General features: G+C 73.0%; 14 protein-coding genes. 5 read left to right on the top strand and 9 right to left on the bottom strand.

Going from position 1 to position 18,022, the window contains the following annotated elements; genetic code table 11:
• Nucleotides 1-50 precede the first annotated feature (50 nt).
• Nucleotides 51-1,040: a LacI family DNA-binding transcriptional regulator gene (locus ACLQ3K_RS19270; RefSeq protein WP_426001146.1), complete on the top strand. Its 990-nt coding sequence runs from the start codon at nt 51-53 to the stop codon at nt 1,038-1,040.
• Here the strand turns inward: ACLQ3K_RS19270 and ACLQ3K_RS19265 are convergent.
• Nucleotides 1,028-2,356: a WS/DGAT domain-containing protein gene (locus ACLQ3K_RS19265; RefSeq protein ID WP_426001145.1), complete on the bottom strand. Its 1,329-nt coding sequence runs from the start codon at nt 2,354-2,356 to the stop codon at nt 1,028-1,030. The genes ACLQ3K_RS19270 and ACLQ3K_RS19265 overlap by 13 nt on opposite strands.
• A 165-nt stretch (nt 2,357-2,521) precedes the next feature.
• Here ACLQ3K_RS19265 and ACLQ3K_RS19260 point away from each other — a divergent pair, with 165 nt between their 5' ends.
• Nucleotides 2,522-3,619, top strand: a complete 1,098-nt coding sequence (locus tag ACLQ3K_RS19260; RefSeq protein ID WP_426001144.1) for an FAD-dependent oxidoreductase — start codon at nt 2,522-2,524, stop codon at nt 3,617-3,619.
• 9 nt (nt 3,620-3,628) lie between these two features.
• Here ACLQ3K_RS19260 and ACLQ3K_RS19255 read toward each other — a convergent pair whose 3' ends face one another.
• Genes ACLQ3K_RS19255 through ACLQ3K_RS19245 form a run of 3 tightly spaced genes read right to left on the bottom strand, consistent with a single transcriptional unit; the run spans nt 3,629 to nt 8,807 of the window.
• Nucleotides 3,629-4,534: an ROK family protein gene (locus ACLQ3K_RS19255; protein WP_426001143.1), complete on the bottom strand. Its 906-nt coding sequence runs from the start codon at nt 4,532-4,534 to the stop codon at nt 3,629-3,631.
• A complete protein-coding gene (glgP, locus tag ACLQ3K_RS19250) occupies nt 4,531-6,996 on the bottom strand; it encodes an alpha-glucan family phosphorylase (RefSeq protein WP_426001142.1) in 2,466 nt (821 codons plus the stop codon). Before glgP ends, ACLQ3K_RS19255 begins: the two co-directional genes overlap by 4 nt.
• Nucleotides 6,997-7,046: 50 nt before the next feature.
• Complete coding sequence (locus ACLQ3K_RS19245; RefSeq protein WP_426001141.1) at nt 7,047-8,807, bottom strand: 2-isopropylmalate synthase; 1,761 nt, start codon at nt 8,805-8,807, stop codon at nt 7,047-7,049.
• A gap of 172 nt (nt 8,808-8,979) precedes the next feature.
• On the opposite strand from ACLQ3K_RS19245, the gene ACLQ3K_RS19240 reads away from it, so the two are divergent.
• Nucleotides 8,980-9,657 carry a FadR/GntR family transcriptional regulator gene (locus ACLQ3K_RS19240; protein ID WP_426001140.1) on the top strand — a complete coding sequence of 226 codons (678 nt, stop codon included), beginning with the start codon at nt 8,980-8,982 and terminating at the stop codon, nt 9,655-9,657.
• Nucleotides 9,658-9,674: 17 nt separating this feature from the next.
• Here ACLQ3K_RS19240 and ACLQ3K_RS19235 read toward each other — a convergent pair whose 3' ends face one another.
• The gene (locus ACLQ3K_RS19235) at nt 9,675-10,505 is read right to left on the bottom strand and encodes a helix-turn-helix transcriptional regulator (RefSeq protein WP_426001139.1); all 831 of its coding nucleotides are present in this window, start codon (nt 10,503-10,505) and stop codon (nt 9,675-9,677) included.
• A 111-nt stretch (nt 10,506-10,616) separates the two neighbouring features.
• Between ACLQ3K_RS19235 and ACLQ3K_RS19230 the strand changes: the two genes are divergently transcribed.
• Nucleotides 10,617-12,059, top strand: a complete 1,443-nt coding sequence (locus tag ACLQ3K_RS19230) for an MFS transporter (protein ID WP_426001138.1) — start codon at nt 10,617-10,619, stop codon at nt 12,057-12,059.
• On the opposite strand, the gene ACLQ3K_RS19225 is transcribed toward ACLQ3K_RS19230, so the two are convergent.
• Genes ACLQ3K_RS19225 through ACLQ3K_RS19210 form a run of 4 tightly spaced genes read right to left on the bottom strand, consistent with a single transcriptional unit; the run spans nt 12,043 to nt 16,150 of the window.
• A complete protein-coding gene (locus ACLQ3K_RS19225) occupies nt 12,043-12,543 on the bottom strand; it encodes a MarR family winged helix-turn-helix transcriptional regulator (RefSeq protein ID WP_068524523.1) in 501 nt (166 codons plus the stop codon). The two genes, ACLQ3K_RS19230 and ACLQ3K_RS19225, sit on opposite strands and share 17 nt — an antisense overlap.
• A gap of 27 nt (nt 12,544-12,570) precedes the next feature.
• Complete coding sequence (gene mmsB / locus ACLQ3K_RS19220; protein ID WP_426001137.1) at nt 12,571-13,440, bottom strand: 3-hydroxyisobutyrate dehydrogenase; 870 nt, start codon at nt 13,438-13,440, stop codon at nt 12,571-12,573.
• 13 nt (nt 13,441-13,453) lie between these two features.
• The gene (locus ACLQ3K_RS19215) at nt 13,454-14,617 is read right to left on the bottom strand and encodes an acyl-CoA dehydrogenase family protein (protein WP_426001136.1); all 1,164 of its coding nucleotides are present in this window, start codon (nt 14,615-14,617) and stop codon (nt 13,454-13,456) included.
• Nucleotides 14,618-14,626: 9 nt separating this feature from the next.
• A complete protein-coding gene (locus tag ACLQ3K_RS19210; protein WP_224646118.1) occupies nt 14,627-16,150 on the bottom strand; it encodes a CoA-acylating methylmalonate-semialdehyde dehydrogenase in 1,524 nt (507 codons plus the stop codon).
• A 106-nt stretch (nt 16,151-16,256) separates the two neighbouring features.
• Here ACLQ3K_RS19210 and ACLQ3K_RS19205 point away from each other — a divergent pair, with 106 nt between their 5' ends.
• On the top strand, nt 16,257-17,924 hold the full coding sequence (locus tag ACLQ3K_RS19205) for an AMP-binding protein (protein WP_224646119.1): 1,668 nt from the start codon (nt 16,257-16,259) through the stop codon (nt 17,922-17,924).
• Nucleotides 17,925-18,022 lie beyond the last annotated feature (98 nt).

The raw sequence follows: 18,022 nt of genomic DNA, 5'->3' as shown, positions 1-18,022 counted from the left end.
CGATCAACCCTTCGAAACGTTTCGATTGTTGCTTGCTAGGCTAGGTCCCCATGACACGCGGGTCAAACCGGATAACGCTGGTGCACGTCGCCGAGGCGGCGGGCGTCTCGCTGTCGACGGCGTCCCACGCCTTCGGCGTCGACAAGCCGATCAGCGACGCCACCCGCGCCCGCGTCCTGGCCGCCGCGGCCCAGCTGGGCTACGAGGGACCGGACCCGCGGGCCCGGTCGCTGCGCAGCGGCCGCACCGACATCATCGGCGTCCAGGTGGACGACGAGGCGGGCCGCGCCTTCCGCGACCCCGTCATCATCGGCATCCTCGACGGCGTGTCCACCGCGCTGGCCGCGAGCCCCACCTCCGTCCTGCTCCTCCCCGACTCGCTCCCGGAGGAGCGCCTGCGGTCGCTCCCCGTCGACGGGGTGGTCGCCGCCGGCTGCTCCCCCGCCCTCGGCTCGCTGCGCGCGGCGATGGCGAAGCGCGCGATCCCCGTCGTCACCGCGGGCAACCAGGTCGACGACATCGGCAGCGTCGGCGTCGAGAACCGCGCCGCCACCGCCCTGCTCACCGGCCACCTCCGGGCGCTCGGGCACCGGTCCGTCGGCGTCGTGCGGCTGCGCCACGGCGACGTCGAGAAGGCCCGCACGGCGGCGGCGCTGGCCGCCTTCCCGGACGCCGCCGTCGTCGTCTCCGCCGACAGCACGATCGACGAGGGCTTCCGCGCGGGCGGCGAGCTGCTCGACGCACACGCCCCCACCGCGGTGATCGCCCAGTCGGACCTGTTGGCCGCCGGGGTGATCCGCGCCGCAGAGGCCCGGGGCCTGCGCGTCCCGGAGGACCTCTCCGTGGTGGGCTTCGACGGCGTCCGCATCGACGGCTTCGACCGCGTCCTCACCACGATCCGGCAGCCGATCGTCGAGATGGGGCGGCTCGCGGCGCAAGCCGTGCTCGCCGCGCAGGACGGTTCGCCGCTGCCGACCCTCGCGCTCGACGTCGATCTCGTCATCGGCGACACCACCGGGCCGGCGCCTCAGCGGTCCTGAGCCACCTCGTCGAGCGCGGCCGCCAGCAGGCTCGCATACGCGTCCGGCTCGGGCACGGCGGTGCGGCTGCTGGTCACGGAGACCGTCACCGTGTCGCCGAGTCCGTGCACGCCGTGCGTGAGCCCCATAGCGGGCGAGAGTGCCGGGAAGCCCGCGGTGAACACCGATCTCCCGCCGAGCAGCTCCAGGTCCGCCGGACCGCGGTGCACGCTCGAGAGCACGGTCGCGCCGGCCATCGTGTCCGGGACGATCGTGGGGTCGAAGGCCCGCACGCCGAGCACCGCGAGGGCAGACGGTGCCGCGTCCTCCGCCGCACCGACCATGCGCCACAACGGACTCGCGGCGCGCTCACGGGCGGCGGCCAGCGCCGCGGCGATGCGGACGGGCCGCTCGGCGGCGGGAATGCCGGGGTACAGCGGCACCGAGACGTTGCCGAAGGCGTTGCGCTCGCCGTGCCGCCGCTCGCGCGCGACCATCACCTCCGCCGACAGCGCCGTCGGCACCGCGCCGCCCCGCGACCGCAGGTAGCGCTCCACGGCCAGCGAGACCGCGGCGAGCGCGGTCACCGTGACAGTGTGCCCGGCATGCAGGGAAGCAGTGTCGCGCACCAGCATCCGCACGTCGCGGGTGGCGTCGGGGGCGGCGTTGAGCAGAGTGCGGGGACAGCCGGGGACCGCGGGCGGCAGCGCGCCGTCCCGGGTGCGCCGGTCGATCGCGGCGCGAGCCCGCGGGGCGATCGCGCCGAGCGCCACCGTCCGGGCCAGCGCGACGGGCAGCCCCAGCATGCCGCGGGCGGCGCGCAGCGGGCCGGGCAGCGGCCGGAAGACCGGCGCCTCACGGGCCTCGCCGGAACCGAGGAGCGCGCGGGCGATCTCGGCCGACCGTCGACCGTCCGCGAGGGCGTGGGCGACCTGCAGCACCACGACCGTCGCCGGGCCCGCGCACCGCGGCGCGCCCGACACCCGGGGGAAGACGTGCAGCCGCCAGGGCGCGACCGTCGCGTCGACCTGCCGGGCGAAGAGTCGGGCCACGGCCGCGGGCACCGCGTCCCAGGTGTGCGCGATGCCCTCGCGGATCTCGGCCACCTCACCCGGGGCCCAGGCGGGATGCTCGAGATCGCCGGGCGCGGGCGCGATCCGCAGCCACAGGTCCGGGATCGACGGTGCGCGCGCCAGCACGACGTCCGCCACCTCCGCGGCCGACGGTGCCGGGCCGGCGCCGTGGTCGAAGCAGTAGAGCAGGAACTGGTCACTCGGTATCACCGCCGATGCCCAATGGGTACGGGCGTCGCGCGGGGAAAGGAGCCCACCGGTCACGACCCCACGCTAACGCACCCGGATCCCGGCCTCCGCGACGGCGGAAGCCATGTCGTCACCACGATCGGATCGCCGTGAGCAAAAGCCCGTTCCACACCCACTCCCGTAGTTTCGATCACGACGCCCGGCCGACACGGACCCGCCGGCCGAGAGAGGGAGACGCGGATGGGAACGAACGACCACCGGGTCGCGGTCGTCGGGGGCGGCGGCGTCGGGGCGGCAGCGGCGTGGGCCCTCGCCCGCGCCGGGGTCGACGTGGTGCTGATCGAGCGGTACCGGCGGGCCCACGCACTGGGCGCCTCCCACGGCGCCACCCGCAACTTCAACCCGGGCTACACCCGACCTGAGTACCTCGCCCTGCTGCGCGCGGCGCTCCCCCTGTGGCGGGAGATCGAGGCCGAGTCCGGCGCGCACCTCCTCGACCAGGTGGGCGTCGTCAACCGCGGGCCACGGCCGGACGTTCAGGACCTCCTGGAGGCGCTGCCCACGATCGGCCTGCGCGCCGAGCTGCTCGACGCCCGCGAGGCCTCCCGGCGCTGGCCCGAGCTGCGGTTCGCCGGACCCGCCGTGCACCTTCCCGACGGTGGCCGGCTCTACGCCGAGCGGTCCGTCGACGCCCTCTACCGGGTCGCGGAGGCCCGCGGCGCACGCATCCTGGAGGACACCCCGGTCACCTCGATCGAGGCCACCGACGACGGCGTGGTCATCGACACCGACGGCGGGCCGATCACCGCCCGCACCGCCGTCGTCGCCGCGGGGGCGTGGTCGAGCCGCCTGCTGGACGGCGTCGTGGACCTGCCCCCGCTCACCGTCACCCAGGAGCAGCCCGCGCACTTCGCGCTCGCCGCGCCGCTCCCCGACCTGCCCGCGTTCAACCATCACCCCGAGGCGGACTCCGCCTGGTGGCCCTCGGCCGTCTACGGCGGGTGGACGCCCGGCGTCGGGATCAAGGCCGGGTGGCACGGCGTGGGCCCCGTCACCGATCCCGACGCGCGCACCCTGCAGTCGGAACCGGCCCAGTTGCTCGCCCTCCGGCGGTACGTCGCCGAGTGGATCCCCGGCGCGGACCCGGACCGCTTCGAGGAGATCAGCTGCACGTACACCACGACCCCGACGGCGGACTTCGCGATCGGCACCGTCGGGCCGATCACGGTCGCGGCCGGGTTCTCCGGGCACGGCTTCAAGTTCCTTCCCGCGCTGGGCGAGCTGCTGGCCCGACTCGCCTCCACCCCGGGCGCCCGATCGCCGTTCCGCCTCGCGTGACGGCGCCGGTCAGGAGAGGACGGCGCGCCGGTAAACGAGCGCCGCGGCGCCGATGAGCGGCGCGTCGCCGCCGAGGCCGGCGGGCACGACGCGGGCGCCGGCCACGTAGGGCAGCGGGTGCGCGGCGACCGCGGCCTGGACCTGGTCCACGAAATCGTCGGCGACGCGGGTGAACCCGCCGCCGAGGATGACGACCGAGACGGGCACCAGGGCCACGGCGCTGCCGATCCCCTGGCCGACGGCGGCGGCGCACCGTCGTACCGCGGCGATCGCAACGGCGTCCCCGGCGCGGTAGGCGGCGCCGAGGTCCTCGCCCGTCTCGCCGGTGAAGCCCTGCGTGCGTGCCCATTCCACGGTGTGCGGGCCGGAGGCGACGGATTCGAGCATGGTGGTGCGGCCGAGGGATTCGCTGCCGGTGTACCCCGACAGTTCGACCTGACCGATGTGCCCGGCGTTGCCGACGAGCGCACGGCCGCCCACGACGAAGCCGCCGCCGATGCCGGTGGAGACCACCATGCCGAGGGCGTCGTCGTGGCCGCGCGCGGCGCCGAGCCAGTGCTCGCCGAGCACGATCGCGACGCCGTCCCGGCGGAACTCGACGGGCAGTCCCCCGGCGGCGTCCGCCACGAGGTCCCGCAGCGGGAACCCGTGCAGCGCCTCGAGGTTGATCGGCGACGTGGTGCCCGCTGCGTCGTCGACCGGGCCGGCCGCGGCCAGGCCCACCCCCTGGACGGGCCCGTCCGCGGCGGCCAGGGCGTCGCGGACGACGCCGGTGATCGCGGCCTCGAGTTCGGCGGTCGTCGCCTCGGGCCCGGTGGGGGCGCGGTGCCGCGACGCCTCGACGACGGTGCCGTCGGCCTCCACCAGCCCGGCCGCCACCTTGGTGCCGCCGAGGTCCACCGCGAGGACGGTCATCGCGCGTACCGGACCAGACCGAGTTCGGCGGGGCCGGTGAGCAGGCGGTGCTGCGGGAGCACCCGCACCGCGTAGCCGAACCGGCCCACCTGCCCGGGCAGCACGGCCCGGTAGCGCTCGCCGTCGAAGTGCAGTCGGACGGCCCTGCCCTCCACGATGTCCCCGGCCTCGTCGACGCCGCCGATGACGGCCTCGACGCGGATGTCGCCGTCCTCCAGCGCCCCCAACGCGACGGCGGCGGCGATCTCCACTCCCTCGGAGAGCACGGTCGCGGTGGACTCTCCGACGCGCACCGCGTCCCAGCCGGAGCGGACCTTGTCGATGTACTCGACGAGGTCGCCGATGGCCGGCCTGGTCGCCCGGGCGGAGCGGGCGGCGGGGCGGTAGTAGGCGGTGGCGTACTCGCGGACCATGCGGTCGGCGGCGACCTCGGGCGCGGTGGCGGAGAGTGTGTGCCGCACCTTGGCGAGCCAGCGCGGGGGCGCGTCGTCCGTGTCGCGGCGGTCGTAGAAGGCGGGCACCACGTCGTGCTCGAGCAGGTCGTACAGGGCGTCGGCCTCGATGTCGTCGCGGCGGCCCGGGTCCACGCCCACGGCCGACGGGATGGCCCAGCCGTTGTTCCCGTCGTACAGCTCGTCCCACCAGCCGTCGAGCACCGAGAGGTTGAGGCCGCCGTTCATCGCGCTCTTCATGCCTGAGGTCCCGCAGGCCTCCAGGGGCCGCAGCGGGTTGTTCAGCCACACGTCGCAGCCGTGGTACAGGTACCCGGCCATGCCGATGGAGTAGTTGGGCAGGAAGGCGATCCGGTGCCGCAGGGTGCGGTCGTCGGTGAAGTGCAGCAGCTGCTGCAGCAGGCGCTTGCCCTCGTCGTCATGGGGGTGGCTCTTGCCGGCGATCACCACCTGGACGGGGCGATCCGGGTCCAGCAGAAGCGCGCGCAGCCGCTCGGGATCGCGCAGCATCAGGGTGAGCCGTTTGTACGTCGAGACGCGGCGGGCGAAGCCGATGGTGAGCACCTCGGGGTCGAACATCCGCTCGGTCCAACCGAGTTCGGCGTCCACGGCGCCACGCTCGCGCCACGCCGCCCGGGTGCGGGTGCGCACCTCGTCGACGAGGCGGTGCCGCAGCGTGGTGCGCAGGCGCCACAGGGCGTCGTCCGGCATGGAGAGCGGGTCGGCGGCGCGCTCGGCGACGAGGCGGTCGGCCCACGTTCCGTGGTGCACGCCGTTGGTGACCGAGCCGATGGGTACCTCGGCCGGCTCGAAACCCGGCCACAGGCCGGCGAACATCTCGCGGCTCACGGCGCCGTGCAGCTTCGAGACGCCGTTCGCGCGCTGAGCGAGCCGGAATCCCATGTGGGCCATGTTGAAGACACCCGCGTCGGCCTCGGAGCCGAGGGCGATGATCTCGTCGAGGGGCACCGTGGGCAGCAGCGAACACATCTGGCTGCCGTCGCCGAAGTAGCGGCGCACGAGGTCCACGGGGAAGCGGTCGATCCCCGCGGGCACCGGGGTGTGGGTGGTGAACACGGTGGCGGTGCGCGCCAGGGTCCGCGCTTCCGGGAAGGTCAGCTCCTCGGTCGCCATGAGCTCGCGGATCCGCTCCAGGCCGAGGAAGCCGGCGTGGCCCTCGTTGGCGTGGAAGACCTCGACGCCGGGATGACCGGTCAGGTCGCAGAAGGCGCGGGCGGCGCGGACGCCGCCGATGCCGAGCAGGATCTCCTGCCGCAGGCGGTGTTCGGCGTCGCCGCCGTAGAGCCGATCGGTGACGCCGCGGAGGTCGGGGTCGTTGTTCTCGATGTCGGTGTCCATGAGCAGCAGCGGGATGCGTCCGACGTCGGCCCGCCACACGGCGGCGCTGAGCACGCGTCCCTCGAGCGGCACCGAGACCACGAGCTGCTGCCCGCTGGAGAGCGTCACGGGCCGCAACGGCAGCTGCGCCGGGTCCAGCTCGGGGTACGCCTCGAGCTGCCAGCCGTCCGCGGAGAGCGACTGCTGGAAGTAGCCGTGCCGGTACAGCAGGCCGAGCGCGATCAGCGGGAGCCCGAGGTCGGACGCGGCCTTGAGGTGGTCGCCCGCGAGGACGCCCAGGCCTCCCGAGTAGTTCGGCAGCGTCTGGCTCACGCCGAACTCCATCGAGAAGTACGCGATCCCCTTCGCGCCGTCCGTGAGCTCGTCGGCCCAGGACGGCCGGGTGAGGTAGTCGTTCAGGTCGGCGTGGACGGCGCGGACCAGCGCGACGAACTCGGCATCGTCGCCGAGGTCCGCCACCCGCGCCTGGTCGGCGCCGCGGAGGGCCTCGAGCGGATCGTGGGTGGCCGCCCACACCTCGGGCGCGACCGTGGCGAACAGGTCCTGGGTGGGTCCGTGCCACACCCAGCGCAGGTTGCGCGCGAGGTCGGCGAGCGGCGCGAGCGACTCGGGGTAGGCGGGCTCGACGGTGAAGGTTCCTTCTGCGTGCACGCCTACCGACCCTATTGCCTGCCCGCGCCGCCCGCGACGTTACCGGCGGGTCACGTGGCCTGCGCCGCGCCGATCACGGCGGCCGCCGTCGCGGCCAGCACCGAGCGGTCACGTCCCATGCTCCACCGCACCTCGCCATCGCGCCGGTACTCGATCAGCGTGAGCGCTTCCGCGTCGTCGCCGCGGCCGAGCGCGGTCTGGTGCAGCGCGAGCACGTCGATCTTCGCGTCGTGCTCGGCGAGCGCCGCGACGAGCGCCTCGACCGGGCCGACGCCGTCGACCGTGGTGCGGTGCGGCGCACCGTCGACCCGGAGCCCGACGGTGACCCGGCTGCCGGCCGCGCCCTCCTCCGCGACGCAGTCGACGAGCTCGAACCGCCCGCGCTCGGCCCGGTAGGCCCGGTAGGCCCGCTCGAAGACGGCCCACAGTGCGGCGCTGTCCATCTCCGCGCCGTGCTCGTCGGCGTGCGCCTGGACGTGGCGGGCGAAGTCGATCTGCAGCCGCCGCGGCAGTTCCAGGCCCAGGTCCCGCTCCAGCAGGTAGGCCATGCCGCCCTTGCCGGACTGGGAGTTGACGCGGATGACGGCGTCGTAGGTCCGGCCGATGTCGGCCGGGTCGACGGGCAGGTAGGGCACGCGCCACTCGATCGCCCGCTCCGGTCGCCCCTCAGCCGCAGCGCGGGTGCGGTGCTCGGCGAAGCCCTTCTTGATCGCGTCCTGGTGGGTGCCGCTGAACGCGGTGTGCACGAGGTCGCCGACGTACGGGTGCCGGTCGGGCACGGCGATCCCGTTGCACGCCTCGACGGTCCGCCGCACCTCGTCGATGTCGGAGAAGTCGACCATCGGGTCGATCCCCTGCGCGAACATGTTGAGCGCCAACGTCGCCAGGTCCACGTTGCCGGTGCGCTCGCCGTTGCCGAAGAGGCAGCCCTCCACGCGCTGCGCCCCGGCGAGCACGGCCAGCTCGGCGCAGGCGATGCCGGTCCCGCGGTCGTTGTGGGGGTGCACCGAGAGGATCACCGCGTCGCGGCGGGCGAGGTTGCGGTGCATGTACTCGATCTGGTCGGCGTAGACGTTCGGCGTCGCCACCTCGACCGTCGCGGGCAGGTTGAGGATCACCGGCCGCTCGACGGTCGCGTCCCACAGCGCGGTCATCGCGTCGCAGACCTCGAGCACGTAGTCGGGCTCCGTGAGGTTGAAGACCTCGGGCGAGAACTCGAACCGCACGCCGTCGCGGTCGCCGGCGGCGGCGAGCAGGTCGCGGCCGCCGTCGAGGATCAGCGAGCGCAGCTCCGCGCGGTCCCGGCCGAGCACCACGTCCCGCCAGGTCGGCGCGGTCGCGGTGTACATGTGGATCACCACCTCGTTGCGGATCCCGCGCACGGACTCGACGGTCCGCTCGATCAGGTCGCGGCGCGCGGGCGTGAAGACCACGACGGTGACATCCTCCGGGGCGATGTCGGTCTCGGCGATGAGCCGGACGAAGTCGTAGTCGGTCTGCGAGGCCGACGGGTAGCCGACCTCGATCTCCTTGTAGCCCATGGCGACCATGAGCTCGAAGAACCGGCGCTTGTGTGCGGGATCCATTGGTTCGGGTAGGGCCTGGTTCCCGTCGCGCAGGTCGACGGGGACCCACAGCGGTGCCGCGGTCAGGCGCCGGGAAGGCCAGGTGCGGTCGGTGAGCGGGACGTCGACGCGGGCGTGGACGTCGCGATAGCGGTGGTGCGGCATCTGGGAGCCGCGCTGGCGGTTCCAGGCGGGCGCGGCGGTGGGGACGGGGCCGCGGGGCGTGTCGATCGTGGGGAAGGGCATGACGGCTCCTTCGTCGGTTCCTGGGCGGGCCGGCACGGAATCCCCACGGCGGGAGGCCGGCCCGGAAAGTCAGGCCCCGCCGTGGCGCGGAAGGAGAAGGAGGTGGCCCTGCTGTGTCACGCCGACGACCCTAGCACAACTCCTCAGACAAGCTGAGAAGTATTCTCGATGCATGCCCCCGCTCCGCCGCACCTCGCTCGCCGACCAGGCCGCCGACGCGCTGCTCGCCCGCGTCCGATCCGGCGAGTGGGCGGTCGGCGACAAGCTCCCCGGCGAGACCACCTTGGCCCCACAGCTCGGCGTCGGGCGCTCGACGGTGCGCGAGGCGATCCGGCGGCTCGCCGGGATCGGCGTACTCGCGACGCGGCAGGGCGCCGGAGTGTTCGTGACCCGGCTCGACGCCCCGTCGGGCCTCGACACGATGCTCGACGGGGCCGCGATCGACGCGGTGCTCGAGGCGCGGATCGCGGTCGAGGTGGAGGCCGCGGCCCTCGCCGCCCGGCGCCGCACCGAGGGCGACCTGGACGCAATCCGCGCCGCGCTCGCCATCCGCGCGGCCCACCGCGCCGATCTGGTGCGCCACGTCGAGACCGACACCGACTTCCACCGCGCGGTCATCGCGGCCGCCCACAACCCGGTGCTACTGGAGATGTTCGACGGCATCGCCGCGCACCTGCGCCGGGCGATGATCGACATGCTGCGGTCGCGCCCCGGCGACTTCGGCGGCGACGACGACCAGGACTCACACGCCGACCTGCTCGCGGCGATCGAGCGGCGGGAACCCGACACCGCCGCGCGGCTGGGCCGGGAGCACCTGTCCGGCATGCTCACCCGGCGAGACGCGCACTGAAGCTCCCTTACCGGGCGTCACGCGCCGCGATGCTCCGGCGGGACGATCCGCGTGAGCCGCTCGCGCGTCTGCTCGTCGCGCGGCAAGTAGGTCAGCATCCGCAGAGAGGGCCGGTCGCGCAGGTTGAAGGTGCTCACCTGCAGGCGCAGCTCCCCCACCAGCGGATTGCGGATCGTCTTCTCCCAGTCGGCGGCGTCGAGCACCAGGCCCGCGTGCCACAGCTGCGCGAACAGCGGCGAGGCCGCCTGCAGCCGGTCGAGCAGCGGCTTCCACGGCGGGTCGGCGTGGCTGCCGGCGTAGATCGCCCGGGTCCGCGCCACGACGGCCTCGAGCTCCTGCCGGTCCGCTGCGTAAGCGCCGAGCCAGAGCTCGTCGGTGAAGTCGAGCCACAGGCAGTTCCGGTCCTCCGGGGCGAACTCCTCGACGTCGGTGATGAGGAAGCGGAAGGCGCGGTTGTAGCGCACCATGTCGCCGCGCGCGTTGAGCACCACGGCGGGATTCGGCAACAGCGCGTCGAGGACGGGCTGGACGGTGTCCGCGACGGTATCCGCCGCCGGAGGCCCGGGCTGATGTCCGGCCAGGCGCAGGACGTGGTCCCGCTCCCCCGGATCCAGCAGGAGCGCGTCGGCGACGGCGCACAGCACCTCCGGGCTGGGGTTGACATCGCGCCCCTGCTCGACCCACGTGTACCAGGTGGTACCCACGCTGGCCCGCGCCGCGACCTCCTCCCGGCGCAGCCCGGGCGTGCGCCGCCGCCCGCCGGCCGCCAGCCCCACCTGCTGCGGCGTCACCTGCTCGCGCCTGGTGCGCAGGAAGCGCGCCAACTCGGCGTTGTTGCGGGTGCCCATGCACCGAGTATCCCCCGCCGCGAGGCCGTCGCGGCGCCGCCAGCCCGGTGGTGTCACTACTAGGATCCACACGGTCTGGATACCCGGATGGCGGTGGAGCACCGTCGAGCCATGACCTCCGCTCCCCACCCCCTCCTGACCCGCCCGGGGCTCGCCGTCCTCGGCGTCGCCTACTTCCTCACGACGTTCCTGTTCGCGTCGGCGAACGTGGCGGTCCCGGAGATGGCCCGGCGACTCGCCGCCTCCCCGGCGCAGCAGACGCTGATCCTGGCCGCGTTCTCGGCGACCTTCGCGACCGCGCTCATCCTGTTCGGCCGCCTCGGCGACAACCGCGGCCGGCGACGGGTCTTCGTCGCGGGCCTCGTCGCCGTCGGGATCGCCTCCGTCGCAGCGGGCTTCGCGCCGGACATCACCTCGCTCATCGTGCTGCGCGCGGTGCAGGGCATCGGCGCGGCGGCCTTCACCCCGCAGGTCCTCTCGACGGTGCAGGCCACCGCCGCGGGCGAGGCGCGGCGCCGGGCGATCGCGGTGATCGCGGCGACCGCGGGGCTCGGCTTCTGCGGCGGGCAGGTGCTCGGCGGCGCGCTGCTGGCGTGGGATCCGGCCGGGCTCGGCTGGCGAGCCGTGTGGTGGTCCGCGGCGGTCATCGCCGGGTTCGCCGCGGCCGCCGCCCGTGCGGTGCCGGAGACCCGCGCCGAACGTCGGCTGCCGCTGGACTACCGCGGCACGGCGCTGCTGACGGTGGCACTGCTCGCGCTACTGGTCGGGCTCTCGGTGGGCGGCACGCTGGGCTGGCCGCCGGTCTCGTGGGTGCTCCTCGTCATCGCCGTCGGGGCCGGCGCGGCGTTCTGGTCGTCGCAGCGTCGCGGGGAGGCCGCGGACGGTGCGCCGATGCTGCCGCCCTCGGTGTTCGCGCACCGGCCGATCCGGGTCGGCCTGCTCATGGCGCTGCTGTTCTTCTCCGGCTACGGCGCCCTGGTCTTCGAGTACGCCCTGGTGAGCGAGCACGCCCTGGGGATGGGCCCGATGGCGTCGGGCGTGGCCCTGGTTCCGTACGGCGCCGCCTTCGTGGCCGTCTCGCTGGCGCAGCCGGGGATCCATCGCCGCCTCGGAGCGCGGACGATGCCGGTGGGGGCACTGCTCAACGCCGCGGGGCTGGTGGCGCTCGCGGCGAGCGGACTCGCGGCCCCGCAGGTCTGGGCGTGGGCGGTGCAGCCCGCCCTGATCCTTGTGGGCGCCGCCCAGGCGATGCAGTTCGGGCCGCTGGTCGGGGCGATCATGGGGGCGGTGCCCGACCGGATCGCCGGGCTCACCGGCGCGCTGGTGTCGACGGCGCAGCAGGCGGCGTTCGCACTCGGCGTCGCGACCCTCGGGACGGGCTACACGGCGCTGGCCGGCGGCATGCCCGCGCAGCACGCCTTCGCGCTGATCCTGCTGGTGCACGCGGGACTCGCGATCGCCTTCGCGGCGTGCGCACGGAGCCTGCACCGCGCACCGTCGACGGGCGGCACGGAGGCCCGCGTTCCGGCGGCGGCGGTCAGAAGTCGCCGTTGAAGCGGCGCAACGAGCGGATCGCGCCCACCAGCGCGGCGGACTCGTCGTCGGGCATGCCGATGTCGGAGAACACGTCGTTGAGCACGACCGTCGCCTTCTCCACCAGCTCCCGGCCGTCCGGGGTGATGGCGACGAGAGTGGTGCGGCCGTCGGTGGGGTGGGGCTTGCGCTCGACCAGCCCGGCCTCGCCCAGTCGGTCGATCGCGTGCGTCACCGACGAGACGTGCACCTGCAGCCGGGTGCTCGCCTTCGAGATCGGCAGTTCGCCGCGCTTGGTGAAGGCGAGCAGCCGCAGCAGCTCGAACCGGGAGAACGACAGGCGGAAGGGCTTGAGGGCCGTCTCGATCCGCGCGAGCAGGATCTGGTGCGCCCGCATCACGGACGTCACCGCCTCCATGCCGGAGGCGACGTCGCCGCCCCAGCCCGCGTCCTCCCAGTTGCGGCGGGCACGCGCGATCGGGTCCCGGGGGTCCGGTTCAGCCATCGCGCCCGCCTTCCTCGTTGTGAATCGCTACCTCAGCGTCTGAATGATCGCACTGAAGTCCAGGCCGCCGTTGTCCTGTGCGAACGCAGAGTACAGCTCGGCGGCGTGCGTGCCGAGCGGCGCGCTCGAGCCGGTGGACGCCACGGCGTCCATGGCCAGCCCCAGATCCTTGTTCATCAGGGCCGTCGCGAAGCCGGGCTTGAACTCGTTACCCGACGGTGCCCCCGCCACCGGCCCCGGCACGGGGCAGTTGGTGTGCAGCGACCAGCAGTTGCCGGTGGCGCCGGTGACCACGTCGTACAGCGCCTGATCCGCCAGGCCCAGCTTCTCGGCGAGGACGAAGGCCTCGCCCACGACGATCTGCTGGACCGCGAGGATCATGTTGTTGCAGACCTTGGCGGCCTGCCCGTTACCGGAGCCGCCGCAGTGGATCACCTTGCCCGCCATCGGATCCAGCACGGGCTGCGCCGCGGCGAAGGCGGCGTCGTCGCCGCCCACCATGAAGGCGAGGGTGCCGGCGTCGGCACCCTTGACGCCGCCCGAGACGGGCGCGTCCACCTGCTTCATCCCCGCGGCCTCGGCCAGCGCGTGGACCGCGCGGGCGTCGTCGACGGAGATGGTGGAGCTGTCGATGAACAGCGTGCCCGGCGCGGCGTGCGGGAGAACCGACTCGTACACGGCCTTCACGATGCCGCCGTTGGGCAGCATGGTGACCACGGCGTCGGCGCCGGTCACGGCCTCCTCGGCAGTGTCGATCACGGTGACGCCGGCCGCGCGGGCCGCGTCCTGCGCCGCGGGGACGAGGTCGAAGCCGCGCACGGTGTGGCCGGCCGCGACGAGGTTCTTCGCCATCGGGCCGCCCATGTGGCCGAGGCCGAGGAATGCGATCGTGCTCATGAAGGTGTGCCTCCTACTTGCCCTGGATGCGGGCGGCCTCGGCGCGGCCGATCACCATCCGCATGATCTCGTTGGTGCCCTCGAGGATCCGGTTCACCCGCAGGTCGCGGACGATCTTCTCGACGCCGGTCTCGTGCAGGTAGCCGTAGCCGCCGTGCAGCTGCAGCGCCTGGTCGGCGACCTGGTAGCAGGTCTCGGTGACGAACTTCTTCGCCATGGCGCAGAGCTCGACCTTGTCGGGATCGTTCTTGTCGAGCGCGGTGGCCGCGCGCCAGAGGATCAGGCGGGAGGCCTCGAGCGAGGTGGCCATGTCGGCGAGCGCGAACCGGATGGTCGGCTCGTCGATCAGCTTGCGGCCGAACGTCTCGCGCTCCGTCATGTAGCGCAGGGCGAGGTCGTACGCGGCCTGCGCGCCGCCCAGGGAGCAGGCGGCGATGTTGAGCCGGCCGCCGTTGAGCCCGTTCATGGCGATGCCGAAACCCTTGCCGGCACCGTCGGTCCCGCCCAGCATGCGCGAGGCCGGGATCCGGACGTTCTCGAAGATCACCTGGGTGGTGGGCTGGCTGTGCCAGCCCATCTTCACCTCGGGCGGCCCGAAGGAGAGACCGGGGGTTCCCTTGTCCACCAGGAAGGTCGAGATGCCGCGGGCACCCTCGCCCTCGCTGCGCGCCATGACCACGTACAGGTCGGACGCGCCGCCGCCGGAGATGAACTGCTTCGTCCCGTTGAGCACGAAGTCGTCGCCGTCGCGGTCGGCCTTGGTGGTCAGCGAGGCCGCGTCCGAGCCGGCACCCGGCTCGGTGAGGCAGTAGCTGGCCATCACGTCCATCGGCGCGAGCTTGGGGATCCACTCCTGCCGCTGCTCCTCGGAGCCGTAGGTGTCGACCATCCACGTGCACATGTTGTGGATCGAGATGAACGCCGCGGTCACGGGATCGCCCTTGGCGAGCTCCTCGAAGATGCGGACGCCGTCGAGCCGGCGCAGGCCGGATCCGCCCACGTCCTCGCGGGTGTAGATGGCGGCCATGCCGAGGCTGCCCGCCTCCTTCATCTCCGCCACCGGGAAGTGCTTGGTGGCGTCCCAGTCGAGCGCGGAGGGCGCGAGGCGCTTGCGGGAGAAGTCGCGGGCCATCTCGACGATGGCGAGGTCGTCCCCCGTCAGGTTCGGGTAGGGCACGTGCCTCTCCTAGTGCATCGTCGGGATGGAGAACTCCGCGCCGTCCTTGATGCCCGAGGGCCAGCGCGAGGTCACAGTCTTGGTCTTGGTGTAGAACAGGATCGAGTGCGGGCCGTGCTGGTTCAGGTCGCCGAAGCCGGACCGCTTCCAGCCGCCGAAGGTGTGGTACGCCACGGGAACCGGGATCGGCACGTTGACGCCGACCATGCCCACCTCGACGCGGGCGACGAAGTCGCGGGCGGCGTCGCCGTCGCGGGTGAAGATGGCCACGCCGTTGCCGTACTCGTGCTCGGTGGGCAGCGCGAGGGCCTCCTCGTAGGTGTTCGCCCGGACGATGCAGAGCACGGGGCCGAAGATCTCGTCCGTGTAGATCGACATGTCCTTGGTGACGTGGTCGAACAGGGTCGGGCCGAGGTAGTTGCCGCCGGAGAGGTCGGCGTCGCCGAAGGTGAGCTCGTCGCTGGTGCGCTCGCGGCCGTCGACCACGAGATCGGCGCCGGCGTCCACGCCCTGCTGGATGTAGCTCTTGGTGCGCTCGACCGCGGCCGGGGTGATGAGGGGCCCGTAGTCGGCCTTCGGGTCGTGGCTGTGGCCCACGCGCAGCTGCTGCACGCGCTCGACGAGGCGCTCGCGCAGGCGGTTCGCGGTCTCCTCGCCCACGGGGACGGCGACGGAGATCGCCATGCAGCGCTCGCCGGCGGAGCCGTAGCCGGCGCCGATGAGGGCGTCGACGGCCTGGTCCAGGTCGGCGTCCGGGAGGATCACCATGTGGTTCTTGGCGCCGCCGAAGGCCTGGCTGCGCTTGCCGTTCTTGGCGCAGGTCTCGTAGATGTACTGCGCGATGTCCGAGCTGCCGACGAAACCGACGGCCTTGACGTCCGGGTTGTTCAGCAGCGCGTCGACCGACTCCTTGTCGCCGTGGACGACCTGGAAGACGCCCTCGGGCAGGCCGGCCTCGATGAAGAGCTCGGCCAGGCGGACCGGCACGGAGGGGTCGCGCTCGGAGGGCTTGAGGATGAAGGCGTTGCCGCAGGCCAGCGCGGGGCCGGCCTTCCACAGCGGGATCATGGCCGGGAAGTTGAAGGGCGTGATGCCGGCGACGACGCCGAGCGGCTGGCGCATCGAGTAGACGTCGATGCCGGTGCCGGCGCCCTCGGTGTACTCCCCCTTGAGCAGGTGCGGGATGCCGATCGAGAACTCGATGACCTCGATGCCGCGCTGGATGTCGCCCTTGGCGTCGGCGACGGTCTTGCCGTGCTCGCTGGAGAGCAGCGAGGCGAGCTCGTCGACGTTCTGGTGGACCAGGTCGATGAACTTCATGAAGACGCGGGCGCGGCGCTGCGGGTTGAAGGCGGCCCACTGCACCTGAGCCTTCTTCGCCCGCGCGACCACGTCGTCGACCTCGGCGGTGCTCGCCAGCGGGACGGTGGCCTGCACCTGACCCGTGCTCGGGTCGAAGACGTCGGCGGTGCGGCCCGTGCCCTCCACGCGACGACCGTCGATGAAATGCGGGATGGTGCGCACGTCAGCCATGGTGTGTCCTTCTCTCTCGATCGAGGTCCATCGCGAAGCCCTTGCGCGATGTGTTGCCCATCACTATATACTTGGATATCCAAGTAATCAACCGGAGGATCTGAAAGTGGCTAGCACACAGGGGTATCGAGACTTCCTTGCCGCGCGCGACCTGCTGGTCGAGCTCGCCGACGACTACGACGCGGCGCGGGAGCGCTTCAGTTGGCCGCAGCTCGACGAGTGGAACTTCGCGCTCGACTGGTTCGACCGGGTGGCCGAGAACAACGACGCCCCCGCCCTGTGGATCGTCGAGGAGGACGGCTCCGAGTCGAAGTTCAGCTACGCGGAGATGAGCGCGCGCAGCAACCGGGTCGCGAACTGGCTGCGCGAGCGCGGCGTGAATCCGGGCGATCGGATCCTGCTCATGCTCAGCAACCAGGTCGAGCTCTGGGACGTCATGCTCGCCGCGATCAAGCTCGGCGCCGTGGTCATCCCCGCGACCACGCTGCTCGCCGAGGGCGACATCGCCGACCGCATCGCCCGCGGCGGCGCGAAGCACGTCATCGTGCGGAGCGAGCTCGCCGAGCGCGTCCCCGCGGACGCGCAGGTCACCCGGATCGCCATCGGCGATCCGGTGCCGGGCTGGGAGTCCTTCGCCGCGGCGTACACGGCACCGTCGGACTTCACCCCCTCGCACGTCACGCACGCCGACGACACCCTGCTGCTGTACTTCACCTCCGGCACCACGAGCGCGCCGAAGCTGGTCGAGCACACGCATGCGAGCTACCCCGTGGGCCACCTGTCGACGATGTACTGGATCGGGCTGCGCCCCGGCGACGTGCACCTCAACGTGAGCTCGCCGGGCTGGGCGAAGCACGCGTGGAGCAACGTCTTCACGCCGTGGATCGCCCAGGCCTGCGTCTTCATCTACAACTACAACCGGTTCGACGCGGCCGCCCTGATGAAGCAGATGGAGCGGGCCGGCGTCACCAGCTTCTGCGCGCCGCCGACGGTGTGGCGCATGCTGATCCAGGCCGACCTCAGCGCCCTGGCCACGCCGCCGCGCGTCGTCGTGGGCGCCGGCGAGCCGCTCAACCCCGAGGTGATCACGCGCGTGCGGAACGCGTGGGGCGTGACGATCCGCGACGGCTTCGGCCAGACCGAGACCACGGTGCAGGTGGCGAACACCCCGGGCCAGCCGCTCAAGGACGGGTCGATGGGCCGCCCGTGCCCCGGGTACGACGTGGTGCTGGTCGACCCGGCCACCGGCGAGCAGGGCGTCGACGAGGGCGAGATCTGCCTGCGCCTGGACCCGCGGCCGCTCGGCCTCATGGTCGGCTACCACGGCGACGCCGAGAAGACCGCGAAGGTGATGGAGGGCGGCGTCTACCACACGGGCGACGTGGCCTCGAAGGACGCGGACGGCTACCTGACCTACGTCGGCCGCACCGACGACGTCTTCAAGTCGAGCGACTACAAGATCAGCCCGTTCGAGCTGGAATCGGTTCTGCTGGAGCATGATGCGGTGGCCGAGGCCGCCGTCGTCCCGGCGCCGGACGAGCTGCGCCTCGCGGTGCCGAAGGCGTACATCGTGCTCGCCGACGGCCACGCACCGGACGAGGCCACGGCGCAGTCGATCTTCGACTACAGCCGCGAGCACCTCGCGCCCTACAAGCGCGTGCGCCGCATCGCCTTCGCCGACCTGCCGAAGACGATCAGCGGCAAGATCCGCCGCGTGGAGCTGCGCAAGGCCGAGGAGCAGGGCCTGACCTCCGCGGAGTTCCGCGAGTCCTGACAGGGGCACTCCCCGCAGCGGGGGGGGGGGGGGGGGGGGGGGGGGGGGGGGGGGGCGGGGGGGGCGCCCGGGGGGGGCGGGAGAGAGAAAACCCGCCG

It is taken from the genome of Tsukamurella sp. DT100 (assembly GCF_049844855.1).
Taxonomy (GTDB): Bacteria; Actinomycetota; Actinomycetes; order Mycobacteriales; family Mycobacteriaceae; genus Tsukamurella.
This window is presented reverse-complemented; position numbering and strand designations above follow the sequence as displayed.

What these genes read in the sequence shown, in the direction of transcription:
- ACLQ3K_RS19260 (WP_426001144.1), top strand. Translation starts at nt 2,522, where the DNA reads ATGGGAACGAACGACCACCGGGTCGCGGTCGTCGGGGGCGGCGGCGTC.
- ACLQ3K_RS19255 (WP_426001143.1), bottom strand. Translation starts at nt 4,534, where the DNA reads ATGACCGTCCTCGCGGTGGACCTCGGCGGCACCAAGGTGGCGGCCGGG.
- ACLQ3K_RS19230 (WP_426001138.1), top strand. Translation starts at nt 10,617, where the DNA reads ATGACCTCCGCTCCCCACCCCCTCCTGACCCGCCCGGGGCTCGCCGTC.
- ACLQ3K_RS19240 (WP_426001140.1), top strand. Translation starts at nt 8,980, where the DNA reads ATGCCCCCGCTCCGCCGCACCTCGCTCGCCGACCAGGCCGCCGACGCG.
- ACLQ3K_RS19225 (WP_068524523.1), bottom strand. Translation starts at nt 12,543, where the DNA reads ATGGCTGAACCGGACCCCCGGGACCCGATCGCGCGTGCCCGCCGCAAC.
- mmsB (WP_426001137.1), bottom strand. Translation starts at nt 13,440, where the DNA reads ATGAGCACGATCGCATTCCTCGGCCTCGGCCACATGGGCGGCCCGATG.
- ACLQ3K_RS19235 (WP_426001139.1), bottom strand. Translation starts at nt 10,505, where the DNA reads ATGGGCACCCGCAACAACGCCGAGTTGGCGCGCTTCCTGCGCACCAGG.
- ACLQ3K_RS19245 (WP_426001141.1), bottom strand. Translation starts at nt 8,807, where the DNA reads ATGCCCTTCCCCACGATCGACACGCCCCGCGGCCCCGTCCCCACCGCC.
- ACLQ3K_RS19270 (WP_426001146.1), top strand. Translation starts at nt 51, where the DNA reads ATGACACGCGGGTCAAACCGGATAACGCTGGTGCACGTCGCCGAGGCG.
- ACLQ3K_RS19210 (WP_224646118.1), bottom strand. Translation starts at nt 16,150, where the DNA reads ATGGCTGACGTGCGCACCATCCCGCATTTCATCGACGGTCGTCGCGTG.